At 70.4% G+C, this 24,457-nt stretch carries 35 protein-coding genes; 7 read left to right on the top strand and 28 right to left on the bottom strand.

Annotation, left to right across the window (positions count from 1 at the left end):
• Positions 1 to 47: 47 nt before the first annotated feature.
• Both GNZ18_RS28855 and GNZ18_RS28860 read left to right on the top strand, forming a co-directional pair.
• Positions 48 to 701, top strand: coding sequence for an HNH endonuclease family protein (locus GNZ18_RS28855; protein ID WP_156219732.1), 654 nt, complete (start codon positions 48 to 50; stop codon positions 699 to 701).
• 15 nt (positions 702 to 716) lie between these two features.
• On the top strand, positions 717 to 1,049 hold the full coding sequence (locus tag GNZ18_RS28860) for a hypothetical protein (protein ID WP_156219734.1): 333 nt from the start codon (positions 717 to 719) through the stop codon (positions 1,047 to 1,049).
• 16 nt (positions 1,050 to 1,065) lie between these two features.
• Here the strand turns inward: GNZ18_RS28860 and glmM are convergent, their stop codons facing one another.
• The 3 genes from glmM to rplM all read right to left on the bottom strand — a co-directional run bounded on the left by glmM (position 1,066) and on the right by rplM (position 3,759).
• On the bottom strand, positions 1,066 to 2,412 hold the full coding sequence (glmM, locus tag GNZ18_RS28865) for a phosphoglucosamine mutase (protein WP_214618244.1): 1,347 nt from the start codon (positions 2,410 to 2,412) through the stop codon (positions 1,066 to 1,068).
• A 275-nt stretch (positions 2,413 to 2,687) separates the two neighbouring features.
• Positions 2,688 to 3,206 carry a 30S ribosomal protein S9 gene (gene rpsI / locus GNZ18_RS28870; protein WP_214618243.1) on the bottom strand — a complete coding sequence of 173 codons (519 nt, stop codon included), beginning with the start codon at positions 3,204 to 3,206 and terminating at the stop codon, positions 2,688 to 2,690.
• A gap of 100 nt (positions 3,207 to 3,306) precedes the next feature.
• Positions 3,307 to 3,759 (bottom strand): 50S ribosomal protein L13, encoded by a 453-nt coding sequence (rplM, locus tag GNZ18_RS28875; protein WP_214618242.1) that lies wholly within the window; start codon positions 3,757 to 3,759, stop codon positions 3,307 to 3,309.
• 288 nt (positions 3,760 to 4,047) lie between these two features.
• Between rplM and GNZ18_RS43815 the strand changes: the two genes are divergently transcribed.
• The 3 genes from GNZ18_RS43815 to GNZ18_RS28890 all read left to right on the top strand — a co-directional run bounded on the left by GNZ18_RS43815 (position 4,048) and on the right by GNZ18_RS28890 (position 7,991).
• Positions 4,048 to 4,956, top strand: coding sequence for a CAP domain-containing protein (locus GNZ18_RS43815; protein ID WP_156219739.1), 909 nt, complete (start codon positions 4,048 to 4,050; stop codon positions 4,954 to 4,956).
• Between the two features lie 173 nt (positions 4,957 to 5,129).
• The gene (locus GNZ18_RS28885; protein ID WP_156219741.1) at positions 5,130 to 6,464 is read left to right on the top strand and encodes a hypothetical protein; all 1,335 of its coding nucleotides are present in this window, start codon (positions 5,130 to 5,132) and stop codon (positions 6,462 to 6,464) included.
• Between the two features lie 24 nt (positions 6,465 to 6,488).
• Positions 6,489 to 7,991, top strand: a complete 1,503-nt coding sequence (locus GNZ18_RS28890; RefSeq protein ID WP_156219742.1) for a hypothetical protein — start codon at positions 6,489 to 6,491, stop codon at positions 7,989 to 7,991.
• A gap of 282 nt (positions 7,992 to 8,273) precedes the next feature.
• On the opposite strand, the gene truA is transcribed toward GNZ18_RS28890, so the two are convergent.
• The 8 genes from truA to infA all read right to left on the bottom strand — a co-directional run bounded on the left by truA (position 8,274) and on the right by infA (position 13,254).
• On the bottom strand, positions 8,274 to 9,134 hold the full coding sequence (truA, locus tag GNZ18_RS28895; RefSeq protein ID WP_156219743.1) for a tRNA pseudouridine(38-40) synthase TruA: 861 nt from the start codon (positions 9,132 to 9,134) through the stop codon (positions 8,274 to 8,276).
• A gap of 268 nt (positions 9,135 to 9,402) precedes the next feature.
• Entirely contained in the window at positions 9,403 to 9,951 is a 549-nt protein-coding gene (gene rplQ, locus GNZ18_RS28900; RefSeq protein WP_156219745.1) for a 50S ribosomal protein L17, read from the bottom strand.
• A gap of 91 nt (positions 9,952 to 10,042) precedes the next feature.
• On the bottom strand, positions 10,043 to 11,056 hold the full coding sequence (locus GNZ18_RS28905; protein ID WP_131741171.1) for a DNA-directed RNA polymerase subunit alpha: 1,014 nt from the start codon (positions 11,054 to 11,056) through the stop codon (positions 10,043 to 10,045).
• 112 nt (positions 11,057 to 11,168) lie between these two features.
• A complete protein-coding gene (gene rpsD / locus GNZ18_RS28910) occupies positions 11,169 to 11,795 on the bottom strand; it encodes a 30S ribosomal protein S4 (RefSeq protein WP_156219747.1) in 627 nt (208 codons plus the stop codon).
• Positions 11,796 to 11,815: 20 nt separating this feature from the next.
• Positions 11,816 to 12,217, bottom strand: coding sequence for a 30S ribosomal protein S11 (gene rpsK / locus GNZ18_RS28915; RefSeq protein WP_021596710.1), 402 nt, complete (start codon positions 12,215 to 12,217; stop codon positions 11,816 to 11,818).
• Between the two features lie 48 nt (positions 12,218 to 12,265).
• Positions 12,266 to 12,646: a 30S ribosomal protein S13 gene (gene rpsM, locus GNZ18_RS28920; protein WP_067454606.1), complete on the bottom strand. Its 381-nt coding sequence runs from the start codon at positions 12,644 to 12,646 to the stop codon at positions 12,266 to 12,268.
• Positions 12,647 to 12,849: 203 nt separating this feature from the next.
• Positions 12,850 to 12,963 (bottom strand): 50S ribosomal protein L36, encoded by a 114-nt coding sequence (rpmJ, locus tag GNZ18_RS28925; protein WP_021596712.1) that lies wholly within the window; start codon positions 12,961 to 12,963, stop codon positions 12,850 to 12,852.
• Between the two features lie 69 nt (positions 12,964 to 13,032).
• The gene (gene infA, locus GNZ18_RS28930) at positions 13,033 to 13,254 is read right to left on the bottom strand and encodes a translation initiation factor IF-1 (RefSeq protein WP_018657567.1); all 222 of its coding nucleotides are present in this window, start codon (positions 13,252 to 13,254) and stop codon (positions 13,033 to 13,035) included.
• Positions 13,255 to 13,574: 320 nt separating this feature from the next.
• Between infA and GNZ18_RS28935 the strand changes: the two genes are divergently transcribed.
• Together GNZ18_RS28935 and GNZ18_RS28940 are read left to right on the top strand one after the other, a co-directional pair.
• Entirely contained in the window at positions 13,575 to 14,132 is a 558-nt protein-coding gene (locus tag GNZ18_RS28935) for a hypothetical protein (protein WP_156219749.1), read from the top strand.
• 644 nt (positions 14,133 to 14,776) lie between these two features.
• Positions 14,777 to 15,589 (top strand): phosphodiesterase, encoded by an 813-nt coding sequence (locus tag GNZ18_RS28940; RefSeq protein WP_312874807.1) that lies wholly within the window; start codon positions 14,777 to 14,779, stop codon positions 15,587 to 15,589.
• 6 nt (positions 15,590 to 15,595) lie between these two features.
• On the opposite strand, the gene GNZ18_RS28945 is transcribed toward GNZ18_RS28940, so the two are convergent.
• The 17 genes from GNZ18_RS28945 to rplP form a co-directional block, all read right to left on the bottom strand.
• Positions 15,596 to 16,042 (bottom strand): DUF1707 SHOCT-like domain-containing protein, encoded by a 447-nt coding sequence (locus GNZ18_RS28945; RefSeq protein ID WP_156219750.1) that lies wholly within the window; start codon positions 16,040 to 16,042, stop codon positions 15,596 to 15,598.
• Positions 16,043 to 16,066: 24 nt separating this feature from the next.
• Entirely contained in the window at positions 16,067 to 16,888 is an 822-nt protein-coding gene (gene map / locus GNZ18_RS28950; protein WP_156219752.1) for a type I methionyl aminopeptidase, read from the bottom strand.
• Between the two features lie 133 nt (positions 16,889 to 17,021).
• Positions 17,022 to 17,672, bottom strand: coding sequence for an adenylate kinase (locus tag GNZ18_RS28955; protein WP_214618235.1), 651 nt, complete (start codon positions 17,670 to 17,672; stop codon positions 17,022 to 17,024).
• Positions 17,672 to 18,970: a preprotein translocase subunit SecY gene (gene secY / locus GNZ18_RS28960; RefSeq protein ID WP_214618584.1), complete on the bottom strand. Its 1,299-nt coding sequence runs from the start codon at positions 18,968 to 18,970 to the stop codon at positions 17,672 to 17,674. Before secY ends, GNZ18_RS28955 begins: the two co-directional genes overlap by 1 nt.
• Before the next feature lie 214 nt (positions 18,971 to 19,184).
• A complete protein-coding gene (gene rplO / locus GNZ18_RS28965; protein ID WP_156219756.1) occupies positions 19,185 to 19,673 on the bottom strand; it encodes a 50S ribosomal protein L15 in 489 nt (162 codons plus the stop codon).
• 1 nt (position 19,674) lies between these two features.
• Positions 19,675 to 19,857, bottom strand: coding sequence for a 50S ribosomal protein L30 (gene rpmD, locus GNZ18_RS28970; protein ID WP_156219757.1), 183 nt, complete (start codon positions 19,855 to 19,857; stop codon positions 19,675 to 19,677).
• Positions 19,854 to 20,477, bottom strand: a complete 624-nt coding sequence (gene rpsE, locus GNZ18_RS28975) for a 30S ribosomal protein S5 (protein ID WP_372492411.1) — start codon at positions 20,475 to 20,477, stop codon at positions 19,854 to 19,856. The genes rpmD and rpsE overlap by 4 nt, the downstream gene beginning before the upstream one ends.
• Positions 20,478 to 20,511: 34 nt before the next feature.
• A complete protein-coding gene (gene rplR, locus GNZ18_RS28980; protein WP_156219759.1) occupies positions 20,512 to 20,898 on the bottom strand; it encodes a 50S ribosomal protein L18 in 387 nt (128 codons plus the stop codon).
• A 2-nt stretch (positions 20,899 to 20,900) separates the two neighbouring features.
• A complete protein-coding gene (rplF, locus tag GNZ18_RS28985; RefSeq protein ID WP_156219761.1) occupies positions 20,901 to 21,437 on the bottom strand; it encodes a 50S ribosomal protein L6 in 537 nt (178 codons plus the stop codon).
• Between the two features lie 16 nt (positions 21,438 to 21,453).
• Entirely contained in the window at positions 21,454 to 21,852 is a 399-nt protein-coding gene (rpsH, locus tag GNZ18_RS28990) for a 30S ribosomal protein S8 (protein WP_156219882.1), read from the bottom strand.
• A gap of 136 nt (positions 21,853 to 21,988) precedes the next feature.
• Positions 21,989 to 22,174: a type Z 30S ribosomal protein S14 gene (locus GNZ18_RS28995; protein WP_067454638.1), complete on the bottom strand. Its 186-nt coding sequence runs from the start codon at positions 22,172 to 22,174 to the stop codon at positions 21,989 to 21,991.
• A 4-nt stretch (positions 22,175 to 22,178) separates the two neighbouring features.
• Positions 22,179 to 22,769 carry a 50S ribosomal protein L5 gene (gene rplE, locus GNZ18_RS29000; protein WP_156219763.1) on the bottom strand — a complete coding sequence of 197 codons (591 nt, stop codon included), beginning with the start codon at positions 22,767 to 22,769 and terminating at the stop codon, positions 22,179 to 22,181.
• 5 nt (positions 22,770 to 22,774) lie between these two features.
• On the bottom strand, positions 22,775 to 23,083 hold the full coding sequence (gene rplX, locus GNZ18_RS29005) for a 50S ribosomal protein L24 (protein WP_156219766.1): 309 nt from the start codon (positions 23,081 to 23,083) through the stop codon (positions 22,775 to 22,777).
• On the bottom strand, positions 23,083 to 23,451 hold the full coding sequence (gene rplN / locus GNZ18_RS29010; RefSeq protein WP_021596728.1) for a 50S ribosomal protein L14: 369 nt from the start codon (positions 23,449 to 23,451) through the stop codon (positions 23,083 to 23,085). The genes rplX and rplN overlap by 1 nt, the downstream gene beginning before the upstream one ends.
• A 70-nt stretch (positions 23,452 to 23,521) precedes the next feature.
• Positions 23,522 to 23,794: a 30S ribosomal protein S17 gene (gene rpsQ, locus GNZ18_RS29015; RefSeq protein ID WP_156219767.1), complete on the bottom strand. Its 273-nt coding sequence runs from the start codon at positions 23,792 to 23,794 to the stop codon at positions 23,522 to 23,524.
• On the bottom strand, positions 23,791 to 24,033 hold the full coding sequence (gene rpmC, locus GNZ18_RS29020; protein WP_156219769.1) for a 50S ribosomal protein L29: 243 nt from the start codon (positions 24,031 to 24,033) through the stop codon (positions 23,791 to 23,793). The genes rpsQ and rpmC overlap by 4 nt, the downstream gene beginning before the upstream one ends.
• Positions 24,033 to 24,452 carry a 50S ribosomal protein L16 gene (rplP, locus tag GNZ18_RS29025; protein WP_156219771.1) on the bottom strand — a complete coding sequence of 140 codons (420 nt, stop codon included), beginning with the start codon at positions 24,450 to 24,452 and terminating at the stop codon, positions 24,033 to 24,035. Before rplP ends, rpmC begins: the two co-directional genes overlap by 1 nt.
• Positions 24,453 to 24,457: the final 5 nt, after the last annotated feature.

Below are 24,457 nucleotides of genomic sequence, written 5' to 3' on the forward strand. Positions count from 1 at the left end.
CGCGGACTTAACGGGCAAAGCACAACAAAAACGTGGGTGGTGGCGGTATGGCGTGGCGGAACCAGGTGGCGATCGCGGGGACGGTGCTGGCCGTCCTCGCGGTGAGCGGCTGCGAGGGGAAGGTCGGGCTGTCCGACACCTCCTCCCCGTCGGCGGCGCCGGGCACGAAAGGTTCGGGGCGGGATCTGTCCTCTCTGCGGGTCGCGTCCGAGGGCGACGGCGGCGGCTACAAGCGCGACCGGTTCGGGACGCGCTGGAAGGACACCGACCACAACGGCTGCGACCAGCGCAACGACGTCCTCGCCCGCGACATGGAGGACGTGCGGAAGAAAGGGTCGTGCGTCGTCCTGGCGGGCCGCCTGCACGACCCCTACAGCGGCAAGGAGATCACGTTCAGCAAGTCCGACGCGGCCGAGGTGCAGATCGACCACGTCTACCCGCTCGCGCTCGCCTGGCGGATGGGCGCCTCCCGCTGGGGCGAGGACCAGCGCGAGCGGTTCGCCAACGACCACGCGAACCTGCTCGCCGTCTGGGGCGTGCCCAACCGGCAGAAGAGCGACTCGGGGCCCGGCGAGTGGAAGCCGCAGAAGGGCTTCCAGTGCGCCTACGCGGTCAAGTACGTCGCGGTCGCCAAGAAGTACGACCTGCCCGTGACGCGTTCCGACCACGACGCCCTGAGGAGCTTCCTCTCCCGGTGCTGACCCTAGGATCGGGGGATGAGCAGCGAACACCATGACGCGTCGCCCAACGGCCAGGTCCACGGCGAGGCGGCGGAGCGTCCGCGCGTGCGCACCGAGCGCGGCGTCGGCGCCCGCGCGACCGGCGCCGAGGTGACCGGCGCGTCCGCCACCGGCCTCACGCTGCGCCTCGGCACCGGCCTCGGCTCGCTCGCGCTCGGCTCGGTGGCGGTCGGCGCGCTCGCGGTCGGCGCCGTCGCGATCGGCAAGCTCGTGATCAAGCGCGCGGTGGTCGAGCACCTCCAGGCGGGCACCGTGGAGATCGGGCACCTCAAGGTCGGCCGCCTGGAGATCGACGACCTGGTCCGCTAGCCGCCCAGGGCGGCCGCTATCCGCCCAGGGCGGCGCGGACGACGCCCGCGAGGCGCTCGGCCACCGCCTGCGCCTGGTCCTGCGCGGCCGCCTCGACCATCACCCGCACCATCGGCTCGGTGCCGCTCGGCCTGATCAGCACCCGGCCGGTGTCGCCCAGCTCCGCCTCGGCCGCCGCGACGGCCTCCGCAAGCTCCGGCGAGGTCTTCGCGCGCCCCTTGTCGACGTCCCGGACGTTGATCAGCACCTGCGGCAGCCGGTTCATGACCTTGGCCAGCTCGTCCAGCGGACGGCCGCGCCGCACCATCGCCGCCAGCAGGTGCAGCCCGGTCAGCACGCCGTCGCCGCTGCTCGCGTGGTCGAGCATGATCACATGGCCGGACTGCTCGCCGCCGAAGTTGAACCCGCCGTCCTTCATCGCCTCCAGCACGTACCGGTCGCCGACGGCGGTCTCGACCAGCGTGACGCCCGCCGCGCGCATCGCGAGCTTGAAGCCGAGGTTCGACATCACGGTCGCGACCACGGTGTCACCGGCCAGCGCGCCCGCCTCCCGCAGGTCCAGCGCCAGGATCGCCATGATCTGGTCGCCGTCCACGACCTCCCCGGCCCCCGTCACCGCGAGGCACCGGTCGGCGTCGCCGTCGTTGGCGATGCCCGCGTCCGCGCCGTGCTCGCGGACGGCGGCCTGGAGCGCCTCCAGGTGCGTGGACCCGCACCCGGCGTTGATGTTCAGGCCGTCCGGCGCGGCGCCGATCGTGATCACCTCGGCGCCCGCGCGGCGCAGCGCCTCGGGCGCCACGTCGCTGGACGCGCCGTTCGCGCAGTCCACGACGACGCGCAGCCCGTCCAGCGATACCGGCAGCGTCGTCATCAGGTGCGCCACGTACTGCTCGACCGCGCCGTGCGCCTCCCGCACCCGGCCGACGCCCGCGCCGGTCGGCGGGTCCCACGGCGCGCCGATGCCCGCCTCGATGCGGTCCTCGATGGCGTCGGGCAGCTTGAAGCCGTCGCGGTCGAACAGCTTGATCCCGTTGTCGGGGGCCGGGTTGTGCGAGGCCGACAGCATCACGCCGAGGTCGGCGTCCAGCGCGTGCGCCAGGTGCGCCACCGCCGGGGTCGGCAGGACGCCGAGCCGCAGCACCTCCACGCCCGCGCTCGCCAGGCCCGCCACGACCGCGGCCTCCAGGAACTCCCCCGAGGCCCGCGTGTCGCGCCCGACCACCGCCAGCGGCCGGTGCCCCCGGAACGCGCCCTCCTCGCCCAGGACCCGCGCCGTCGCGACGGACAGGTCCATGGCGAGCCGGGCGGTCAGATCACGGTTGGCGAGCCCGCGCACGCCATCGGTCCCGAACAGACGACCCACAGTTCAACTCTCCCGATAGAGACGAGAAGGGCCGCGCCGGGCCCCGTCCCAGATGTCCACAAGATCCGCATATGTTCCGGAGCCGACGTCCCGCGCGACGCCGCCCGGATCCGGCTGTCGATCAAACCTAACGGGCGCGCCCCTCCGGAGTCGCGTCAAGCCGGATATGGCGAGACACGGATGAGCGGCGCAGAACGGAAACCCCGGACACGGGCGAGCCGCCGCACCCCGCGCTGGCGGGATACGGCGGCTCGGACCGGCCTGGGCCGGGTCGATCAGCGCTTGCTGTACTGCGGAGCCTTGCGGGCCTTCTTGAGACCGGCCTTCTTGCGCTCGGGCACGCGCGCGTCGCGGGTGAGGAACCCGGCCTTCTTCAGCGCCGGGCGGTGCTCGATGTTCGCGAACTGGAGCGCGCGGGAGATCCCGAGGCGCAGCGCGCCGGCCTGGCCGGTGGTGCCGCCGCCGTTGACGCGGGCGAGCACGTCGAACTGGCCCTCAAGGCCCAGCAGCACGAACGGCTCGTTCACGATCTGCTGGTGGACCTTGTTGGGGAAGTACTGGTCCAGGGTGCGGCCGTTGATCTTCCACTGGCCGCTGCCGGGGACGATCCGGACCCGCGCGATGGCCTGCTTGCGGCGGCCGGTGCCCGCGGAGGGGCCGGTGGCGATCGGCTGGCCGATCGTGCTCTCGCCCGCGCCCTCGGGGGTCTCGGTGCTGTACTCGGACGGTGCGTCCTCGTAGGAGTCGAACTCGGCGCCCTCGGCGGGCGCCTCCGTGCCGGTGGACTCGTCCACGGTTCTCCTTGGTGTTCTAGCCAGGGCGGCTGGCCCGCATCAACGGGTGCCCCGGCGGCCACGTCTGTTCTTCCGTGCACGCGGTCGCGCGTGCGCGGGCCTACTTCTTGATCTGGCTGATCTGGGTGATCTCGAACGGGACGGGCTTCTGCGCCTGGTGCGGGTGCTCCGGACCGGCGTAGACCTTCACCTTCCCGAACATCTTCCGGCCGAGGGAGTTCTTGGGCAGCATGCCCTTGATCGCCTTCTCGACGGCCCGCTCCGGGTGCTTGGCCAGCAGGTCGGCGTAGGCCACCGAGCGCAGGCCGCCCGGGTATCCCGAGTGCCGGTAGGCGCGCTTCTGCTCCAGCTTGTTGCCGGTCAGCGCCACCTTGTCGGCGTTCACGATGACGACGAAGTCACCGGTGTCGAGGTGCGGCGCGTAGATCGGCTTGTGCTTGCCCCGAAGCAGCTGCGCGACCTGACTGGCGAGACGGCCCAGCACGACATCGGTCGCGTCGATGACGTACCACTGACGCTGGACGTCAGCGGGCTTAGGGGTGTACGTGCGCACGGTCGTAGGCCTTCGTTTCTCGTCGACTTCACAGCGGATATCCTGCTCGCGCCGATCAGAGGTCTGCATCCGACCAGGCGCTCCGGGACGCCGGGGACCGCGCGTTCACACGGGGACACACCGGCTCGTCGTTCGCGTTCGACCCCCCGCCCTGCGGGCAGGCGTCTACACACACAACAAACCCGCAGAATACCCAGTCGCCAGGGCTAGAGCAAATACGCCGCCCCCCTTGGCCGGGGTCGCCCATTTTGCTTGATCTACGGGTTTTCGGGCCTATAACGGGATAAGGTGCGCCCGACCGGTCCACGCCGGCACGCGCCGGCCCGCACCCGGGAGCCCCCGCTGTCCACTCCCCGCAGACCCGGCTCGTCCGCCGGACGCCACGAGCCCCGGCACCCCGCCTCCTCCCCCTCCGGCTCCCCGCCCTCCGCCGGCCGGCACTCGCGTCCGCCCGTCCCGCCGCCGCCCCGCCGCAGGCGCACCGGGACCAGGGCCATGATCGCCCTCGGCGTCACCGTCACCGCGTCCGCGCTGGCCGTCGGGACGGGCGTGGCGCTCGACCGGTTCGTCCTGCCCGAGCTGCGGTCCGAGCCGACGGCGGCCGCCGCGCCGTCCTCCACGCCGGTCGCGCCCACCCCGACCGGCATGCAGCGCACGACGAAGCCGCCGAAGCGGCCCCGCGCGAGCACGCCCGCGCTGGTGGAGACCTCGAAGCCGACGCCCACCCGGACGAGGCGGGCGCCGGTGCGGCCGACGCGGCGGCCGTCCGAGACCGCGAAGCCGGCGCCCAGCGAGACGCCGCCGCTGAGGCTGGCGGGCGGCGGCGCCGTGGCGACGGTCGCCTCGCTCACCAACGCCGAGCGCGCGAAGGCCGGCTGCAAGCCGCTGCGCGTGGACGCGCGGCTGGCCAGGGCCGCCCGCAGGCACTCCGCCGACATGGCGGCGCGCAACTACTTCGACCACACCTCGCGCAACGGCGACAGCCCCTGGAAGCGGATGGAGGACGCCGGATACCCGAGCCCCGGCGCGGAGAACATCGCCAAGGGGTACGCGACCGCCGCCGCCGTCGTGGCCGGCTGGATGAAGAGCCCGGGCCACCGCGCCAACATCCTCAACTGCGACCTGCGCGCCATCGGCGTCGGCATGGCGGCGGGCCGGGGCGGCCCGTTGTGGACACAGGACTTCGGCTGGACGTGACGCCCGCCCCGCCCCCTGACCGGCTCCCGACTGACCGGCCCTGACCCTGTAGGGGCACCGCGCGCGCACCGGGCGTGACCTTGGCAAAACCGCCGCCGCCCGGTTCGCCCCCATGTCATGGTGGGTGTTCCGAAGGTCCAGAGCCCTGAACGACGAACGGTAAGGTCCCACCCATGGGTTATCCGGGCGATCAAGGCAAGCCCGGCGGTCGGCCGTCCGTGCCGCCGCCGCACGAGCCGTACGGACCCGGAGGCGACAGGCCAGAGGCGTCCCCGTACGGCAGCGACCACGACGAGAGCCTTTTCGCGCCGCGCGCGGAGGCCGGGCCCGGACCCTCGGGCACCGACCCCTTCGGCGTGCCCGACCCCTTCGGCGCGCCTGAGCCGTTCGGCGGGTTCGGCGAGCCGTCCGCCACGCAGTCCTTCGGGCCGCCGGGGCAGTCCTTCGAGCCGCCGGGCCGGCCGGGACAGCCGGGCCAGCCGGGACAGTCCTTCGGGCCGCCCGACGACCCGTCCGGCCCGAACCCCTTCGGCGCCCCGGCCGCCCCGGCCGCCCCGTCCGGCGCGAAGCCCTTCGGCCCGGGGGACGAGACCGTCGCCGGGTCGCCCTTCGGCGCGCCCGACCCGCCGCCCGGCGCCAACCCCTTCGGCGCTCCGGACGACCCGTCCGGCCCGAACCCCTTCGCGCCCGCGGACCAGCCCGTCGCCGGGCAGTCCTTCGGCATGCCGGGCGAGCTGCCGCCCGGCGGGCGCGAGGAGATCACCGCGCCCGCGCGGCGCCGGAACCTGCCGCTGATCATCGGCGGCGCGGTGGCGGCGGGGCTCGTGCTCATCGGCGGCGGCGTCGGGGTGTCGTCGATGATGAAGGACGACCCGAAGCCGAAGAAGGCCGCGGCACCCTCCCCCACCGCGTCCAAGCCGCAGGCGCAGCCGAGCCCCGAGGTCCCGGCGCTGGAGCCGGTGAAGCTCAGGAGCCGCGCGACCGACCCGAAGGCGCTGACGCTCACCGAGGTGTTCGGCAAGTCGTCCTTCAAGGCGGGCAAGCAGAAGTACCTGCGGACGGCCGTGAACTCCAAGAAGGGCTGCACCGGCGTCGTCGGCGGCGCGACGCTGACGAAGACGCTCAAGAGGGGCGGCTGCGCGCAGGCCCTGCGCGCCACCTACGCCCTCGGCACGGGCAAGCTGATCGGCACCGTCGGCGTCCTGAACCTGAGGACGGAGGCCGCCGCCAAGCAGGCCGTGAAGGCTGCGGGCAACAAGGACGCCTTCCTCCAGGCGCTCCCCGGCAAGGGCATCTCCAGCACCAACGGCAAGGGCGAGGCGCTCGGCACGTCCGAGGTCTTCGGCCACTACGTCATCATGACCTGGGTGCAGCGGCCGGACGGCAAGAAGATCGACGCCAAGTACCACTCGGTCGTCCGCGCGTTCGGCGCGCAGCTCGTCAAGGGCAGCGGGCTCTCGCTGGCCCTGCACTACAGGGAAACCGAAGGCAAGCCTCTCCAAAAGTGACCGCTATGAATACGCTGTCTGCTTATGTCTGGACCTGAAGACACCCGGGAGCCCGCCGAGACGGCGGGGGCGCGGGCCGTACCCGCCGCCGCGGCTCCGCCGAGCTTCGGCGGCGCGGCCTCCCCGGACGAGGCGCCCTCCGGCGACGCGGCGAGCGCCGCCGCCGGAACGGAGCCCACGCCCCCCGCTCCCCGCTCGCTTCCCCCGTTCGGCCTGCAAACTCCCTGGTGGGCGGCCGAGACGCAGGACGCGGCCCCGGCCGTCCCGCACCAGGCCCCCGCGCCGGTCGAGGCGCCCTTGGCGGCACCGGTCGAGGTGCCGGCCGCCGCGCCCGTCACCGTGCCGGAACCACCCGGGGCCGCTGAGGAGCAGCCGCCGGTGCGGGCCGTCGTCGCCGCCGTGCAGGCCCCGGGCGATTCGCCCGGCCGGCTCGTCGCCGGACGGGGCGCCCCGAGCGTCGACTCGCGCCGCGCCGTCCCGGCCGAGCCGCTCCTCGGCCCGCCGCCGGACGACACCGACACCGACCCCGACGGCATCCCCGCCGTCCGGCCCGCGCAGCACCTCGTGAAGCAGCCCGAGGAGGCCCCGCCCGCCGGCCCGGAGCCGGAGCCCGAGCCCGAGGCGGCCGAGAAGGAGGCCGCGCGGCTGTCGGCGTTCGAGAAGGCCAAGGAGGCCGAGAAGCAGCAGGTGCCGCTGGCGCCCGTGCTCGTGCCGGACGCGATCCTGCCGCCCGGCGTCGTGCCGCCCACCGGCAGCGGGCCGTTCCCGAGCACCGGGTCCGAGCAGCCGCCCCCGCCCCGTCCCGACGGCGCCGCGCCACCGCCCATGCGCCCCGGCGGCGGGAACATGCGACGCCCGCTGCTGATCGGCGGGGGCGCGGCGGTCGTGCTGGCCGCCGTGATCGGGCTGTTCGCCATCGGCGGGACGGGGTCGGGCCCCGAGAAGGACAAGGGCAAGGCCGCACCTCCCACCCAGCAGGCCGCCACCCCGGCGCCCAAGCCGCCCCCCGTCGACATCTCCGACGAGAAGACCGACCCCAAGGAGATGGAGTTCACCGAGATCTTCCCGGCTCCCACGATCACGCTCGGCGGCCGCCCCTACGTCCGCGACCGCTGGTCGATCAACAAGGACCTGCGGTACGCGGCGAACGGCGCGATGCTGTCCGCGCTCACCAAGGAGAACTGCCGGAAGGTCGTCCGCGCCACCTTCCTCGACCGGAACCGCGACATCGCCGTGACCTCCGGCGTCGCGGTGCTGCCGACCAAGGCCGCCGCGCTCAAGGTCAGCCGGGCCGGAGACCCCGGGAAGTACGAGTGGTTCCGGGGGATGTCGGCCAAGCACGCGCCCGACATCGACCGCGCTGGCGGGTACGCGGCGTCCACCGTCCGCGGCCGGTACCTCGTCTACGCCTACGTGCAGCACGCCGACGGCAAGCCCACCAAGCCCGGCGACGCCATGATCAAACAGATCGCCCAGCAGTTCCTGGACTATGACGTCCGCCCCATCGAGGCCCGCGACCACGGCTGAACTCATCGAGCCCCGGCCCAAGGCACTCGCCTGGCGGCCGTGTTAATGAAGCCCCGACCCAAGGGGGCTCGCTGGCGGCTCGCCCCCTTGACCGCGCCTTGGCGGGCGCGGCATCGCTTCGCGATCTTCCCGGTGGGGGCTCGCCTCCGGCTTCGCCCCCACCGGTCAGCCACGCGCCCGCGTGACGGCTGAGGTCGCTGCGGAGGCGCCGCGTTGGCCCGTTCCCGCGAAGTTGAGGAAGGCGGTGCGGTCGCTGACGCGGGCCGCCTGCTGCATGTCGTGCTAGGCCGAGGGGTCCACAGGAGCCGCGGCCGTCGCGTTGAGGGTGCGGACGCGGCGCGTCTCCTGGGCGCGGCGGGCGAGGCTGTCGTCGCTCGGGTAGCGGATCTCCTCCAGCGACAGCCCGTGCGCGGGCGCCACGTTCACGCCCGAGTCGCGGACGCGGGCCGCCAGCACCTGCGCGGGCCACTCCGGCTCGCGCCGCCCGTCCCCGACCATGAGCAGCGCGCCGACGAGCGCCCGGACCATGGAGTGGCAGAACGCGTCGGCCTCCACGGTGGCGAGCGCGAGGTGCGGGTCGCGGTCGTCGCGCGCCCACTCGTAGCGCAGCAGCTCCCGGATCGTCGTCGCGCCCTCCCGCTTGCGGCAGTACGCGGCGAAGTCGTTCTCGCCGACGAGCAGCCGCGCGGCCTCATTCATACGGTCCAAACTGAGCGGACGCGGATGCCACAGGACGTCGTGCCGCCGCAGCGGCGCCACCCCGACCGGGTTGTCGCACACCCGGTACACATAGCGGCGCGACAGCGCGGAGAACCGCGCGTCGAACCCCTCGGGGGCGATCGACACGCGCCAGACCCGCACGTCGGGGGGCAGCAGCCCGGCCAGCCTGCGCGGCATCGTGCCGTTGATCGCCGAGTAGGCGGCGACGGGCACCACCAGATGCGCGACCTGCGCGTTCGCGTGGACGCCGGCGTCGGTGCGTCCCGCGACGGTGAGCATGGGCGGCGGGTCGAGCCGCAGTATCCGGGCCAGGGCGTCCTCGATCACGCCCTGGACGGTCCGCTGGTTCGGCTGGCGCGCCCAGCCCGCGAAACCCGACCCGTCGTACCCGATGTCGAGCCGGAGCCGTACGAGTGCGGTCATGTCAGCCGACGTGTCCTTCTGCAACGTCCGTCCGTTCCGCCGGACGGGCACCTCCGCCCGTCGGGCACTCCCTCAACACGCCCCCCGCTGAACCGTCGCCCCCCTGACGTGACCATGGGATCAAGTCTGGCAAAGATCAGGCCCACCGTCCCGTACCGACGGTGGGCCTGTTGGCACCGCGTCGCCCCGGTACTGGAAATCCCCCCGGTCTCACCGGGGAGCAAACCAGCACATGCGGGACGCGATGCCGGCGATCCGGCAGAGCGTGCTACTTGTCGTCCTCGGCCTTGTCCTCGGCCGGGGCCTCGGTGTCGGCCTCGGCGGCGGTCTCGGCGGCGGCCTCGTCCTTGGCGGTCGCCTCGGTGTCGTCCGCCTCGGTCTTGGTGAGCGTGACCTCGTCCTCGGCCGGGGCCTGCGTCGCGGTGGCGGTCGCCGGGGCGGTCGCCGTGGACGCCGACATCTGCTCCTGCACCAGCTCGATCACGGCCATCGGCGCGGCGTCGCCCTTGCGGGGGCCGAGCTTGGTGATCCGGGTGTAGCCGCCGGGGCGGTTCTCGAAGCGCGGCGCGATCTCGGTGAAGAGCTCGTGCAGGACGCTCTTGTCGCGGACCGTCCGGGCCACCAGGCGACGGTTGTGCAGGTCGCCCTTCTTGGCCTTGGTGATCAGCTTCTCCGCCAGCGGGCGCACCCGCCGGGCCTTGGCCTCGGTGGTGGTGATGCGGCCGTGCTCGAACAGCGCGGTGGCGAGGTTCGCCAGGATCAGGCGCTGGTGCGCGGCGCTGCCGCCGAAGCGGGGGCCCTTGGTGGGCTTGGGCATGGTGCTTCCTTCCTGCATCGGCCGTACCAGGTACCGATGTCAGCCGGACGCGGCCGGGGGAGGTCCCCCCGGCCGCGTGGGGTCGTGCCTTCTAGTACTGCTCGGTCTCGGCGTAGCTCTGGTCGTCGTCGCCGTAGTTGTCGGCCGCCGCGCTCGGGTCGAACCCGGGCGGGGAGTCCTTCAGCGACAGGCCCATGTCGTTGAGCTTCTGCTTGACCTCTTCGATCGACTTGGCGCCGAAATTCCTTATATCGAGAAGGTCCTGCTCGCTGCGGGCGACCAGCTCGCCCACAGAGTGGATGCCCTCGCGCTTGAGGCAGTTGTAGGAGCGGACCGTGAGGTTCAGCTCCTCGATCGGCAGGGCCAGGTCCGCGGCGAGCGCGGCGTCCGTCGGGGACGGGCCCATGTCGATGCCCTCGGCCTCGACGTTGAGCTCCCGGGCCAGCCCGAACAGCTCGACGAGGGTCTTGCCGGCGGAGGCCACCGCGTCGCGCGGCAGCATCGCCTGCTTGGTCTCCACGTCCAGGATCAGGCGGTCGAAGTCGGTGCGCTGCTCGACGCGGGTCGCCTCGACCTTGTAGGTGACCTTGAGCACGGGCGAGTAGATGGAGTCGATCGGGATCCGGCCGATCTCCTGGCCCGGCTGCTTGTTCTGGGCGGCCGAGACGTAGCCGCGGCCGCGCTCGACCGTCAGCTCCATCTCCAGCTTGGCCTTGTTGTTCAGCGTGGCGATGTGCAGGTCGGGGTTGTGGACCTCGACGCCCGCCGGCGGCGCGATGTCGGCCGCGGTCACCTCGCCCGGGCCCTGCTTGCGCAGGTACATGACCACCGGCTCGTCGTGCTCGGAGGAGACGACCAGCTCCTTGAGGTTCAGGATGATGTCGGTGACGTCCTCCTTCACCCCCGGGACGGTGGAGAACTCGTGGAGGACGCCCTCGATCCGGATGCTGGTGACGGCGGCGCCGGGGATCGAGGAGAGCAGCGTGCGGCGCAGCGAGTTGCCGATCGTGTAGCCGAAGCCCGGCTCCAGCGGCTCGATGGTGAACCGCGACCGGTACTCGTCGACCTGCTCTTCGGTGAGAGTGGGACGCTGTGCGATGAGCATGGTTGTGCCTTCTTCCCGCGGTGCCCGCTATTTGACTACCGCGTTCTGGATTGTTCCCAGTCTCACCAGGATCCCACGGATCGGGCCCGCGGGATCCCGGTGAGTTCGAGCCCTACTTGGAGTAGAGCTCGACGATCAGCTGCTCCTGGACGGGAGCGTCGATCTGCTGCCGGACGGGCAGCGAGTGGACCAGGATCCGCATCCGGTCGGCGTCCACCCCGAGCCACGCCGGAACCTGGCGCTCGCCCGCCTCGGCCTTGGCGACCTGGAAGGGCGTCATCTCCAGCGACTTGCCCTTGACGTCGACGATGTCGGCCTCGGCCACCTGGAAGGACGGGATGTCGACCTTCCTGCCGTTGACCTTGATGTGGCCGTGGCGGATGAGCTGGCGGGCCATGTCGCGGGACTTGGCGAAGCCCGCGCGGTAGACCACGTTGTCGAGACGGCGCTCCAGCAGCGTGAGCAGGTTCTCACCCGTCTTGCCGCCCTGGCGGTTGGCCTCGACGTAGTAGTTGTGGAACTGGCGCTCCAGGACGCCGTAGATACGGCGCGCCTTCTGCTTCTCGCGGAGCTGGAGCAGGTACTCGGTCTCCTTGGGCCGACCGCGTCCGTGCTCACCCGGCGGGTAGGGACGGATCTCGATCGGGCACTTGGGGCCCTCGCACTTGCTGCCCTTGAGGAACAGCTTCATCTTCTCGCGGCGGCAGAGCTTGCAGTCCGCACCGGTGTAACGAGCCATTGTTCTAGATCTCCCCTGCCTCAGACACGCCGACGCTTCGGCGGGCGGCAGCCGTTGTGCGGAACGGGCGTGACGTCCTGGATGGAGCCCACCTCAAGGCCGGTCGCCTGAAGCGAGCGGATGGCGGTCTCGCGGCCCGAGCCCGGGCCCTTCACGAAGACGTCGACCTTGCGCATGCCGTGCTCCATCGCGCGCCGGGCGGCGGCCTCGGCGGCCTGCTGCGCGGCGAACGGGGTCGACTTGCGCGAGCCCTTGAAGCCCACGTGGCCCGAGGAGGCCCAGGAGATCACGTTGCCGTTGGGGTCGGTGATCGAGACGATCGTGTTGTTGAACGTGCTCTTGATGTGGGCGTGCCCGTGAGCGACGTTCTTCTTTTCCTTGCGGCGCACCTTCTTGGCGCCGACCCGGCTCTTAGGAGGCATCTGCTCTCTCTACTCTTGAGGTCATCGATCCGGAGGACCGACTCCGGACTACTTCTTGCCGGCCTTCTTCTTGCCGGCCACGGTCTTCTTCTTGCCCTTGCGGGTGCGCGCGTTGGTCTGCGTGCGCTGACCGTGGACCGGAAGGCCGCGACGGTGCCGGATGCCCTGGTAGCACCCGATCTCGATCTTGCGGCGGATGTCCGCCTGGACCTCGCGGCGAAGATCACCCTCGATCTTGTAGTTCGCCTCGATCCAGTCGCGCAGCTTCACCAGCTCGTCGTCGCCGAGCTGGTGCACCCGCAGGTCACCGCTGATCTCGGTGCCCGCGAGGGTCTCCAGAGCGCGGGTCCGGCCGATGCCGAAGATGTAGGTGAGAGCGACCTCCAAGCGCTTTTCGCGCGGGAGGTCGACGCCGAGGAGGCGTGCCATCGTGGGCAGTTCCCTTCATTTCGCGGAGGTATGGACGCATCGCCTCCGCACACACCCTGCCCGGGTGGCGGCCCCGGCCTCCGGCGGTCCGAGGGTGCCCCTTCACACGCTGGTGCCGCACGACCCGATCAAGGTCGTACGGCTACCCGTGCGAAGGCTGCGATGCGCTTTCAGTTGTCAGGCGCTGCCGGCCGTGCGGCCGGTCAGCCCTGGCGCTGCTTGTGGCGCGGGTCGGAGCAGATCACCATGACCCGGCCGTGCCGGCGGATGACGCGGCACTTGTTGCAGATCTTCTTGACGCTCGGCTTGACCTTCACTGGGTCTCCTAGGAATCAGGGTCACCCCCGCGCCGCCACGCGCGGGGAAGGCAACCCCAGTGGACGTTCTTACTTGTACCGGTAGACGATCCGGCCGCGCGTGAGGTCGTAGGGACTCAGCTCCACGACGACGCGGTCGTCCGGCAGGATCCGGATGTAGTGCATCCGCATCTTGCCGCTGATGTGGGCGAGCACCTTGTGCCCGTTGTCGAGCTCCACCCGGAACATGGCGTTCGGGAGGGACTCGATGACGGTGCCCTCGATCTCGATGGCCCCTTCTTTCTTGGGCATGTCCTCCGCGCTTCGCTGATCGGCTCATTGGACCCGGTCCGGAGTCCCGTGAGGGGAGGCGGCCACACCCACACACACGGTGCAGAGCACCGGGAAGAGGGAATCAGACGGCCGACATCGGACCGGCATAGGAGTCTACGGCACCGGGCCGTCGAATGCGAAATTGTCGCATGATACGGCTCCGGAGACCTGTCCTGACCCAAGCATACCTCGCGTCCGCGTTGTACCTTTCCAGAGAGAGCCCGCGCAGCGGGCGGGGGAACCTACGGGGCGGTTCCCCTGCGATGACAGGGCGTCAAGACGTCCGAAGGAGGGTCAGCATGCCGAGCTATGACTTCGCGCTGATCCTCAGCCGTCCCCTCTACGAGGACGAGCTGGACCCCCTGTTCGACCGGACGCACGGCGCCGTCACCGTGTCGATCATCAGCGAGCCGCAGCACGCCGAACGTCCCGGGAACGCCTCCTGCACCTGGACCGGCGCCACCCTCGCCGCCGCGATCATGGAGGTCGTCGAGCACGTCGAGGCCAGCGCGCCGGAACTGCACGTCCTCCAGGTCGAGGCCGACCCCCTGATGACCATCCGCGACATCGCCGAACGCGTCGGCCGCTCGTTCGACTCCGTCCGCCTGGCGATCACCGGCGCCCGCGGCCCCGGCGGCTTCCCCGCCTCGGAGATGTCGACCGCCGGCCACCGCCTCTGGCGCTGGTCCAAGGTCGCCGCCTGGTACGGCCTGGACGACCCCCAGCTCATCGAGGCCAAGCCCACCGTCCAGGCCATCAACGGCTGGCTGGCCCTCCGCGACGTGGTCCCCGACGTGGCCCCGGCGGCCGAGGACGTCACCTCCGCCCTCTCCCTGGTCATCCCCCACGTCGCGTGAACGTGTAGCCAACCCCTCTCCGGGTGGGCCGCACCGCCTTCGGACGCGATCGGGACGTTTCGGTTGCCGGGCGGCTGGGCTTACCGCTCGCGCGGGTCGCCGCGCGGTGGTCGTCCGCCGGTTCCTCCCCGGCGGGCCCGGAGCTGGGCCAATGCGAATCTGAGTGGCGCAACCACGCTGCGCTCACAGCAACGCCGCAGGTCAAAGGGCATAGGGCGGGGAAGCTGACGCTTGCTCGGGGCCTGGGCGGCGTGGTCGTGTGCGAAGGCGGTTTCGTGCATGCGGGAAACTGATCACGCAGCGAGTCCCAGGGTGAGCCGAAGGTGCCGGCCGACGGACACTGTGAACATGGAGGTCGAGTTGAGCCCGCTTCAGCCCCAAGCGTTGCGATCGCGTCCGAAGGCAGGTTCGAGCCTGCGAGAACCTGATCGCGGAGCGAGCCGCCAGGCGAGTCGGAGCGATGCAGCGATCGCCGCGGTGGCCGTTGAAGGAGGGCGTCCAACGCCCGACGCCAAGGGCACTGCGATACACACAGCGATCGCCGCGGTGGCCGTTGAAGGAGGGCGCCCAACGCCCGACGCCAAGGGCACTGCGATACACACGGCGAGCCGCCAGGCCGGTCCGCAGCGATCACTGGCGATGCCGTGATCCTCGCGCAGCTGAGCGACATCCATCTCGCCGCGGGGCGGGACGGTGCGGTGGACGACGGGTCCGGGCCGGTGCGGGCCCTGCGGGCGGCGGTGTCCAGCCTGCTGTCGCTGCCGGCGCGGCCGGACGCGGTGGTGCTGACGGGGGACCTCGCCGACGGGGGGCGTCCCGAGGAGTACGCGCGGCTGCACGCGCTGCTGTCGCCGCTGCCGATGGCCGTGTTCCCGATGCCCGGCAACCATGACGACCGGGACGCGCTGCGCGCCGCGTTCAACGACCATCCGGCGGTGGCCGAGACCGGGACCGCTCCACAGGCGCCCGTCCAGTACGCGGTCAGCGTCGGCGGGGTGCGGCTCGTGTGCTGCGACACGACCGTGGACGGGCATCCGCACGGGCACATGAGCGAGGACCGGCTCGCCTGGCTGGACGCGACGCTCGGCGCCGCGCCCGACGTCCCCACGGTCGTGGCGACCCACCATCCGCCGTTCCCGATCGGGATCCGCTTCATCGACGACATGCGGTTCGTGGACCCGGCGGGGTTCGAGGCGGTGATCGCGCGACATCGGCAGGTCGTCCGGATCATCAGCGGGCATGTGCACCGGGGCGCGGTCGGGCAGCTCGCCGGGCGGGTGAGCACCACGTGCCCGAGCACCTACCGGCAGCTGTTCCTCGACCTGACCCGGCCGGGACGGGCGGCGGTGACCGGGGAGCCCGCCGGGTTCGCGGTGCACCTGGTCGCGGACGACGGCATGGCGACCACGCACTTCGTCCCCACGGGGAACTACCGGCCGCTCATGGAGGTCGAGTAGAGCCTTCTAGCCGTGGCGTTTCGGGCCCAGGAGCGAGCTGAGCAGGATCAGCGCGCCCCATGGGCCCGCGACCCACAGCCACCAGGGGTAGACGACGTTCCCGGTCAGGGCGATGACCAGCCAGATGGTGAAGTTGATGCCGCTGACCATGGCCCAGGCGCCCCACATGGCCCGTCCGCCGCGCCGGTACAGCTCGCCGCCGGACTGGCGCGGCGCCACCGAGGCGGTGCTGTTGCCCTGCCCCGCGGGGACGGGCAGTTGGTGCAGGTCCTCTTCCGGCAGGTCGTGGGTGACTGCCTGGAGGTGGCCGAGGGTCTTCGCCTGGTAGACCAGGTCGAGGCGCTCGTTCATCTCCTCGACGGTGATCCGGCCCACGGCGCAGTGCTCGCGCAGGTTCGCGGCGACCCGGTCGCGGTCGGCGTCCGACGCCCGGATGTCAGGGTTCGGCGCCATCGCAAGGCTCCTCGTCTCGATCGGCTAGGACGGAGCGTCCGCCTCCAGCTTGGCGAACCACTCCCGCCCCTCGTCAAGTGCGGTGAGCACGCGGGGGCCGGCCGGGGTGACCGCGAAGGAGTGCTCGAAGTGCGCGGAGCGGCGGCCGTCGGCGGTGACCACCGTCCAGCCGTCGTCGAGCTCGATGGTCTCCTTGGTGCCGAGGTTGACCATCGGCTCGATCGCGAAGCACATCCCGGGCACCAGCTCCGGGCCGTGCCCGGCGGGCCCGTGGTTCGGGACGAGCGGGTCCATGTGCATCTCGGTGCCGATGCCGTGCCCGCCGTAGCCCTCAACGATGCCGTAGGGGCCCTGAGAGCGGATGTGAGCCTCGATCGTGTGCGAGATGTCGCTCAGCCTGGCCCCGGCCTTTCCGGCCGCCAGACCGCGCCACAGGGACGTCTCGGTGACCTCCAGGAGCGTCCGCAGCTCATCGGTGATCTCCCCGACCGGGACCGTGACCGCCGCGTCGCCGTGCCAGCCCTCCACGATCGCGCCGCAGTCGATGGAGATGATGTCGCCCTCTTGCACGGCCCGCTCCCGGGCGGGGATGCCGTGCACGATCTCCTCGTTGATGGACGCGCAGATCGTCCCGGTGAAGCCGTGGTAGCCCTTGAAGGACGGGACGCCGCCGTTGGAGCGGATGTGCCGCTCGGCGATCTCGTCCAGCTCCATGGTGGTGATGCCGGGCCTGACCGCCTCGCGCAGCACCTCAAGGGTCTCGCCGACCAGCAGCCCGGCCGCGCGCATCGCCTCGACCTGCTCCGGCGTCTTCACCTGGATCGCGGGCCTACGCCGTTTGAACAATGTTTCCCCTGAACGCCTCGCCCGGGACCGCTCGTCGGGGCGGGGCCCGGCCCATGGACGCGGCGGCGCCGCGTCCATGGTCAGTCCTCGGTCAGTCCTCCGGCGGGCCCACCGTGCGCCACGGGCCCCGCCGTCATTTCTCCAGCGGCCGAAGCGCGGTGAGCGCGCGCTTGGTGACCTCCTCGACCGGGCCGGTCGCGTCGATGCCGACGAGGATGTCCTCGTCGGCGTAGAACTGCACCAGCGGGGCCGTGTCGTGCCGGTACACCTCCAGGCGGTGCATGACGACCTCTTCCTTGTCGTCGTCGCGCTGGAACAGGTGACCGCCGCAGTCGTCGCAGATGTCGTCCTGCTTGTCGTCGAAGTCGACGTGCCAGATGCGCCCGCACTTGTCGCAGGTGCGCCGGCCCGACAGCCGCCGGACGACCTCGTCCTCGTCGACGACCAGTTCCAGGACGATGTCCAGGCGGGTGTCCCACTCGGCGAGGATCTTCTTCAGCGTCTCCGCCTGCGGGACGTTGCGCGGGAACCCGTCGAGCAGGAACCCGTCGCGCGCGTCGTCCTCGCCGAGCCGGTCGCGCACCATCGCGATCGTGACCTCGTCGGGGACGAGGTCGCCGCGGTCCATGTACTGCCTGGCCTGCCGGCCGAGCTCGGTACCGCCGCTCACGTTGGCGCGGAAGATGTCACCTGTCGAGATCTTCGGGATGGACAGATGAGATGCGATGAACTGGGCCTGCGTCCCCTTGCCCGCTCCCGGGGGGCCCACCAGCACGATACGCACTACCGGAGGAAGCCCTCGTAGTTGCGCTGTTGCAGCTGACTCTCGATCTGCTTCACGGTATCCAGTCCGACGCCGACGACGATGAGGATGCTCGTGCCGCCGAAGGGGAAGTCCTGGCTGGCCTTCAGGAGTGCGAAGGCCACCATGGGAATCAGTGCCACGAGCCCCAGGTACAGCGCACCGGGTGTGGTGATCCGGGTCAGCACGAAGTCGAGGTATTCGGCGGTCGGCCGTCCCGGACGGATACCTGGGATGAACCCACCATACTTCTTCATGTTGTCGGCCACTTCAGTGGGGTTGAACGTGATCGCCACGTAGAAGTAGGTGAAGAAGATGATGAAGACGAAGAAGACCGCCATGTGCCAGGCGTTGTTCGGCTGCAGGTAGGGCTGGAGCTTCTGGAGCCACTTGGTGTCGGGCCAGAGCTGCGTCGCCAGCACCGGGAGGTACAGCAGCGATGAGGCGAAGATCACCGGGATGATGCCGGCCTGGTTGACCTTCAGCGGGATGTAGGTGGAGGTGCCGCCGTACATGCGGCGCCCGACCATGCGCTTGGCGTACTGGACGGGGATGCGGCGCTGCGCCTGCTCGACGAACACGACACCGGCCATGATCGCCAGACCGACCAGGACGACGACCGCGAAGACGAAGCCGTTCTTGGTCTGGTAGATGCTCCAGAACTGCGCGGGGAAGACCGCGACGACCTGGGTGAAGATCAGGATCGACATGCCGTTGCCGACGCCGCGGTCGGTGACCAGCTCGCCCAGCCACATGATCACCGAGGTGCCGGCCACCATGCAGATCACCATCGTGATGATCGGGAACACGCCCGTGTCGTACAGGATGTCGCCGTTGCTGGTGTTCACACCCTGGAAGAGCTGCCCGGTGCTCGCCATCGCCACGATGCCGGTCGCCTGCAGGATCGCGAGGCCGACCGTCAGGTAGCGGGTGTACTGGGTGATCTTCGTGGTGCCGGCCTGGCCCTCCTTCTTGAGGGCCTCCAGCCGGGGGATCACAACGGTCAGCAGCTGGAGGATGATGCTCGCGGTGATGTAGGGCATGATCCCCAGCGCGAACACCGACAGCTTCAGCAACGCGCCGCCGCTGAACAGGTCAACGAGGCCGTAGAGCTGGTTCTGATCCTTGGCCTGGTCCGCCGTCTCTTTCAGCACCTTCACGTTCACGTTCGGTGTCGGCAGGATCGATCCGATCCGGAACACCAAGATCATGAACAGCGTGAACAACAGCTTTTTACGCAGGTCAGGCGTACGGAAAGCCCGAGCGAACGCGGTCAGCACCATTCCTCCTGCGCGACTGGCGAATTCATGGCCGCCGAGGGGCCGGTTACAGGTCCATGAGGTTCGGCGGAAACGACCGTGTGAAATCTCACTTCGGTCGCATCTGCCGGTGTGACTCTAACAGCACATGCAAGCGGGGCCGCCCCGCCGAACGCGGCGACCTTCCGGCCCCCGGCGCTTGGTGAAGACGGCCCCGGCATCGCAGGTGTCCTTCTTACAGCTCGTCGGTGGTGCCGCCGGCTGCGGCGATCTTCTCCTTGGCGGCTCCGGAGAAGGCGTGAACCTTCACCTGGACCGCCACGGAGATCTCGCCGGTGCCGAGCACCTTGACCGGACGGCCGCGGCGAACCGCTCCCCTGGCCGCCAGGTCGTCCGCGGTCACCTCGCCGCCCTCGGGGTACAGCGCGGCCAGCTTGTCCAGGTTCACGACCTGGAACTCGACCCGGTTCGGGTTCTTGAAGCCCTTGAGCTTCGGAAGCCGGCGGATCAGTGGCATCTGCCCGCCCTCGAACCCGACGGGGACGGTGCTGCGCGCCTTGGTGCCCTTGGTGCCGCGGCCCGCGGTCTTGCCCTTGGACGCCTCGCCGCGGCCCTTGCGGACCTTGCGGCGGTTGGCGCCGGGGGCCGGACGCAGGTCGTGGACCTTCAGCGGGGTGCCCTCGGTGGTGTCCTCGGTGGCGTTCTTACCGAGATCAGCCGCCATGTCAGTCGACCTCCTCGACGGTGACCAGGTGCGCCACCGTCCGGATCATGCCGAGCACCTCGGGGCGGTCCTCGCGGACCACGCTCTGCCCGATCTTCTTCAGGCCGAGGGTGCGCAGCGTGTCACGCTGGTTCTGCTTCTCACTGATCACGGACTTCTTCTGCGTGATCTTCAGATTGCTCATGAGGTCGCGGCCTCCGCCCTTGGCTCGCTGCCCGCGGCGCGGGCCCGCAGCATGGCGGCGGGGGCGACGTCCTCGATCGGCAGGCCGCGCTTGGCCGCGATCTCCTCGGGGCGCTTGAGCGCCTTGAGGCCCGCGATCGTCGCGTGCACGATGTTGATCGCGTTGTCGCTGCCGAGCGACTTGCTGAGCACGTCGTGGATGCCCGCGCACTCCAGCACCGCGCGCACCGGGCCGCCGGCGATGACGCCGGTACCGGGGCTGGCCGGACGCAGCAGGACCTCGCCCGCCGCGTCCCGCGCCTGCACCAGGTGCGGGATGGTGCCCTGGATCCGCGGCACCTTGAAGAAGTGCTTCTTGGCCTCCTCGACGCCCTTGGCGATCGCCGCGGGCACCTCCTTGGCCTTGCCGTAGCCGACGCCGACGGTGCCGTTGCCGTCACCGACGATCACCAGGGCGGTGAAGCTGAAGCGACGACCGCCCTTGACGACCTTGGCGACACGGTTGATCGCCACGACCTTCTCGATGTACGACTGGCCCTTGTCGGCGCCACCGCGGCGGTCGTCGCGGCGGCCGTCGCGACGGTCGCCACCCTGACCGCCACCACGCCTCTGCGCTGCCATCAGTGGTTCCTCTCGTTTGCCATGGGAAGGGCCATCACAGCTCCAGGCCCCCCTCGCGCGCACCGTCCGCGACAGCGGCGATGCGGCCGTGGTACTTGTTGCCGCCGCGGTCGAAGACGACCGCGGACACGCCCGCCTCCTTGGCCCGGCGGGCGACGAGCTCGCCGACCTTGCGGGACTTGGCGGTCTTGTCGCCGTCGGTGGCGCGCAGGTCGGCCTCCATCGTCGAGGCGTAGGCCAGCGTGTGGCCCTTGGCGTCGTCGATGACCTGGACGAACACGTGGCGGGTGGAGCGGGTCACGACCAGGCGAGGACGCGCGGCGCTGCCGACGACCTTCTTCCGGACCCGCAGGTGCCGGCGCCTGCGGGACTTGGCCCGCGCCGACGTGGCCTTACCGGCCAGGGTCTTGGTGCCTGCCATGACTACTTACCAGCCTTTCCAACCTTGCGGCGGATCTGCTCACCCTCGTACCGCACACCCTTGCCCTTGTAGGGGTCGGGCTTGCGCAGCTTGCGGATGTTAGCGGCGACCTCGCCGACCTTCTGCTTGTCGATGCCCTCGACCACGAGCTGGGTCGGCCGCTCGACCGTGAAGGTGATGCCCTCGGGGGGCTCGACCGTGATCGGGTGGCTGTACCCGAGCGAGAACTCCAGGTTCTTGCCCTTGGCGACCACGCGGTAGCCGACGCCCTGGATGACGAGGGTCTTCTTGTAGCCCTCGGTGACACCGACGACCATGTTGTTGATCAACGAGCGGGTGAGCCCGTGCAGGGCGCGCACCGTGTTGATGTCGTTCGGCCGGGAGACGGTGACCTGACCGTCCTCCAGCTGAACCTCGATCGGCTCGGCGACCGTGTGCGACAGCGTGCCCTTCGGCCCCTTGACGGTGACCTGCTGGCCGTCGAGGCTCACCTCGACGCCACCGGGCACGGCGATGGGGAGACGTCCGATTCGCGACATAGTTAGTGCCCTCCCCTCACCAGACGTAGGCGAGGACTTCCCCGCCCACGCCGCGCTTGCCCGCCTGCCGGTCGGTCATCAGGCCGGAGGACGTCGAGATGATCGCGACGCCCAGTCCGCCGAGGACCTTGGGCAGGTTGTCCTTCTTCGCGTACACGCGCAGACCCGGCTTCGAGACGCGCTTGATACCGGCGATCGAACGCTCGCGGGTCGGGCCGAACTTCAGCTCGATGTTGAGCTTCTTTCCGACCTCGGCGTCCTCCACGGTCCAACCCGAGATGTACCCCTCCTGCTGGAGGATCTCGGCGATGTGCGCCTTGATCTTCGAGTACGGCATCGCCACCTGGTCGTGGTACGCCGAATTCGCGTTCCGCAGACGCGTCAGCATGTCTGCGATCGGGTCGGTCATCGTCATGGCCTGCTGGCCCTCCCTCGCCACGGTTTCCTCGGGCTGATGTGGTCCCGTGGACCTTTGGCGCGGTCGTGGACACCCTCGACGGGTGCCCGGTGGTTATTACATGCCGGTGCGCCGCCCCCTCAGGGGCGGGACGTCACCAGCTCGACTTCGTGATGCCGGGCAGCTCACCGCGGTGGGCCATCTCCCGGAAGCACACACGGCACAGGCCGAACTTCCGGTAGACCGAGCGCGGACGTCCGCAGCGCGAGCACCGAGTGTACGCGCGCACCCCGAACTTGGGCTTGCGCCCGGCCTTGGCGATCAGCGACTTCTTCGCCATCTACTCAGCTCTCCTTGAAGGGGAAGCCCAGAAGCTTGAGCAGCGCCCGGCCCTCCTCGTCGGTCTTCGCGGTCGTCACGACCGTGATGTCCATGCCCCGCTGCCGGTCGATCTTGTCGGGGTCGACCTCGTGGAACATGACCTGCTCGGTCAGCCCGAAGGTGTAGTTGCCGTTGCCGTCGAACTGCCGCGGCGACAGGCCGCGGAAGTCGCGGATGCGGGGCAGCGCGGTCGACAGCAGCCGGTCCAGGAACTCCCACATCCGGTCGCCGCGCAGCGTGGTGTGCGCGCCGATCGGCATGCCCTCGCGCAGCTTGAACTGCGCGATGGACTTGCGGGCCCGGTTCACGGCCGGCTTCTGGCCGGTGATCGCGGAGAGGTCGCGGATCGCGCCCTCGATCACCTTGGCGTCCTTGGCGGCCTCGCCGACCCCCATGTTGACCACGATCTTGGTCAACCCGGGGATCTGCATGACGTTGGCGTAGCCGAACTGCTCCTGCATCGCCTTCGCGATCTCCGCGCGGTAGCGGAGCTTGAGCCTCGGCGGCGGGACGGGACGGGAGTCCGTCTGCGTCTCGGTGGCGGTGTCGGTCATCGGTCTCAGATCTCCTTACCGCTGCGGCGCGAGATCCGGACCTTCGTCCCGTCGTCGTTGAAGCGGTAGCCGGCGCGGACGGGCTTGCCGTCCTCGACGAGGGCGACGTTGCTGACGTGCAGCGGCGCCTCGACCGTCACGCGACCGCTCTCCTTGCCCGCGCGCTGCTGGTCGGCCTTGATGTTCTTGGTGATGAGGTTGACGCCCTCGACGACGACGCGCTCGGCGCGCGGGTCGACGCGCAGGACCTTGCCCGTCGCGCCCTTGTCCTTGCCGGCGATGACGATGACCTCGTCGCCCTTACGGATCTTCATCACAGCACCTCCGGCGCGAGCGAGATGATGCGCATGAACTTCTTCTCGCGCAGTTCACGGCCCACCGGGCCGAAGATACGGGTGCCCCGGGGGTCCCCGCCGTCCTTGATCAGGACGGCCGCGTTCTCGTCGAAGCGGATGTAGGAGCCGTCCGGGCGCCGGCGCTCCTTGCGGGTGCGCACGACGACCGCCTTGACGACGTCACCCTTCTTCACGCCGGCGCCGGGAAGGGCGTCCTTCACCGTCGCGACGATGATGTCGCCGACTCCCGCGTAGCGCCGACCCGAGCCGCCGAGAACCCGGATGCAAAGGATCTCCTTCGCACCCGTGTTGTCGGCGACCTTGAGTCGCGACTCCTGCTGGATCACGTCAACTCCTGTTCGTCACACCGGTTCTGCCCCGGACCTCGTCCGGTGGGCAGCCTGGTGGAACCAGTAATTACTTGGCCTTCTCAAGGATCTCCACCACGCGCCACCGCTTGGTGGCCGACAGCGGGCGGGTCTCCATGAGACGGACGCGGTCGCCGACGCCACACTCGTTGGCCTCGTCGTGCGCCTTGTAGTTCTTCGTGCGGCGGATCACCTTGTGGTACTTGGCGTGCTTCACGCGGTCCTCGACGGACACGACCACGGTCTTGTCCATCTTGTCGCTGACCACGAGACCCTCAAGGATCTTCCGGCTCTTCCGCTGCTCGGTCTGCTGCTCGGTCATTCGTCGCCCTCCACGGCGTCCTCGGCGACCGCGACGATGCCGAGCTTGCGCTCCTGCATCACGGTGTAGATGCGGGCGATCTCGCGCTTCACCGTGCGCAGCCGCCCGTGGCTCTCAAGCTGGCCGGTCGCGGCCTGGAAGCGGAGGTTGAACAGCTCCTCCTTCGCCTCCTTCAGCTTGGTGACCAGGACGTCGTCGGGCTCGGTCCGCAGGTCGTCGGCGGCAAGACCCTTGGCCATCAGGACTCACCCACCTCTCGCTTAACGATCTTGCACTTCATCGGCAGCTTGTGGATCGCGCGGGTGAGCGCCTCGCGCGCGACCTGCTCGTTCGGGTAGGAGATCTCGAACATCACACGGCCCGGCTTGACGTTCGCGACCCACCACTCGACCGAGCCCTTGCCGGAGCCCATGCGGGTCTCGGCGGGCTTCTTGGTCAGCGGGCGGTCGGGGAAGATGTTGATCCACACCTTGCCGCCACGCTTGATGTGCCGGGTCATCGCGATACGCGCGGCCTCGATCTGCCGGTTGGTCACGTACGCGGGCTCGACCGCCTGGATGCCGTACTCGCCGAACGTCACCTTGGTGCCGCCCTTGGCCATGCCCCGGCGCCTCGGGTGATGCTGCTTGCGGTGCTTGACCTTGCGAGGGATCAGCATGGGTT

This window comes from Actinomadura litoris, from assembly GCF_009733595.1.
GTDB classification, from domain to species: domain Bacteria; phylum Actinomycetota; class Actinomycetes; order Streptosporangiales; family Streptosporangiaceae; genus Spirillospora; species Spirillospora litoris.

Excerpts from the sequence above, each read along its gene's own strand:
- rplF (WP_156219761.1), bottom strand. The coding sequence starts at position 21,437 with ATGTCGCGAATCGGACGTCTCCCCATCGCCGTGCCCGGTGGCGTCGAG.
- GNZ18_RS28995 (WP_067454638.1), bottom strand. The coding sequence starts at position 22,174 with ATGGCGAAGAAGTCGCTGATCGCCAAGGCCGGGCGCAAGCCCAAGTTC.
- rplQ (WP_156219745.1), bottom strand. The coding sequence starts at position 9,951 with ATGCCCAAGCCCACCAAGGGCCCCCGCTTCGGCGGCAGCGCCGCGCAC.
- rplX (WP_156219766.1), bottom strand. The coding sequence starts at position 23,083 with ATGAAGATCCGTAAGGGCGACGAGGTCATCGTCATCGCCGGCAAGGAC.
- GNZ18_RS28905 (WP_131741171.1), bottom strand. The coding sequence starts at position 11,056 with ATGCTCATCGCACAGCGTCCCACTCTCACCGAAGAGCAGGTCGACGAG.
- GNZ18_RS28890 (WP_156219742.1), top strand. The coding sequence starts at position 6,489 with ATGTCTGGACCTGAAGACACCCGGGAGCCCGCCGAGACGGCGGGGGCG.
- truA (WP_156219743.1), bottom strand. The coding sequence starts at position 9,134 with ATGACCGCACTCGTACGGCTCCGGCTCGACATCGGGTACGACGGGTCG.
- GNZ18_RS28855 (WP_156219732.1), top strand. The coding sequence starts at position 48 with ATGGCGTGGCGGAACCAGGTGGCGATCGCGGGGACGGTGCTGGCCGTC.
- rpmC (WP_156219769.1), bottom strand. The coding sequence starts at position 24,033 with ATGGCCAAGGGTCTTGCCGCCGACGACCTGCGGACCGAGCCCGACGAC.
- GNZ18_RS28860 (WP_156219734.1), top strand. The coding sequence starts at position 717 with ATGAGCAGCGAACACCATGACGCGTCGCCCAACGGCCAGGTCCACGGC.
- rpsD (WP_156219747.1), bottom strand. The coding sequence starts at position 11,795 with ATGGCTCGTTACACCGGTGCGGACTGCAAGCTCTGCCGCCGCGAGAAG.
- rpsQ (WP_156219767.1), bottom strand. The coding sequence starts at position 23,794 with ATGACCGAGCAGCAGACCGAGCAGCGGAAGAGCCGGAAGATCCTTGAG.
- rpsM (WP_067454606.1), bottom strand. The coding sequence starts at position 12,646 with ATGGCACGCCTCCTCGGCGTCGACCTCCCGCGCGAAAAGCGCTTGGAG.
- GNZ18_RS28885 (WP_156219741.1), top strand. The coding sequence starts at position 5,130 with ATGGGTTATCCGGGCGATCAAGGCAAGCCCGGCGGTCGGCCGTCCGTG.
- rplP (WP_156219771.1), bottom strand. The coding sequence starts at position 24,452 with ATGCTGATCCCTCGCAAGGTCAAGCACCGCAAGCAGCATCACCCGAGG.
- GNZ18_RS28945 (WP_156219750.1), bottom strand. The coding sequence starts at position 16,042 with ATGGCGCCGAACCCTGACATCCGGGCGTCGGACGCCGACCGCGACCGG.
- rplO (WP_156219756.1), bottom strand. The coding sequence starts at position 19,673 with ATGGCGGCTGATCTCGGTAAGAACGCCACCGAGGACACCACCGAGGGC.
- rpsH (WP_156219882.1), bottom strand. The coding sequence starts at position 21,852 with ATGACGATGACCGACCCGATCGCAGACATGCTGACGCGTCTGCGGAAC.
- rpmD (WP_156219757.1), bottom strand. The coding sequence starts at position 19,857 with ATGAGCAATCTGAAGATCACGCAGAAGAAGTCCGTGATCAGTGAGAAG.
- infA (WP_018657567.1), bottom strand. The coding sequence starts at position 13,254 with ATGCCCAAGAAAGAAGGGGCCATCGAGATCGAGGGCACCGTCATCGAG.
- rpsK (WP_021596710.1), bottom strand. The coding sequence starts at position 12,217 with ATGCCTCCTAAGAGCCGGGTCGGCGCCAAGAAGGTGCGCCGCAAGGAA.
- rpsE (WP_372492411.1), bottom strand. The coding sequence starts at position 20,477 with ATGGCAGCGCAGAGGCGTGGTGGCGGTCAGGGTGGCGACCGTCGCGAC.
- rplR (WP_156219759.1), bottom strand. The coding sequence starts at position 20,898 with ATGGCAGGCACCAAGACCCTGGCCGGTAAGGCCACGTCGGCGCGGGCC.
- rplE (WP_156219763.1), bottom strand. The coding sequence starts at position 22,769 with ATGACCGACACCGCCACCGAGACGCAGACGGACTCCCGTCCCGTCCCG.
- GNZ18_RS28935 (WP_156219749.1), top strand. The coding sequence starts at position 13,575 with ATGCCGAGCTATGACTTCGCGCTGATCCTCAGCCGTCCCCTCTACGAG.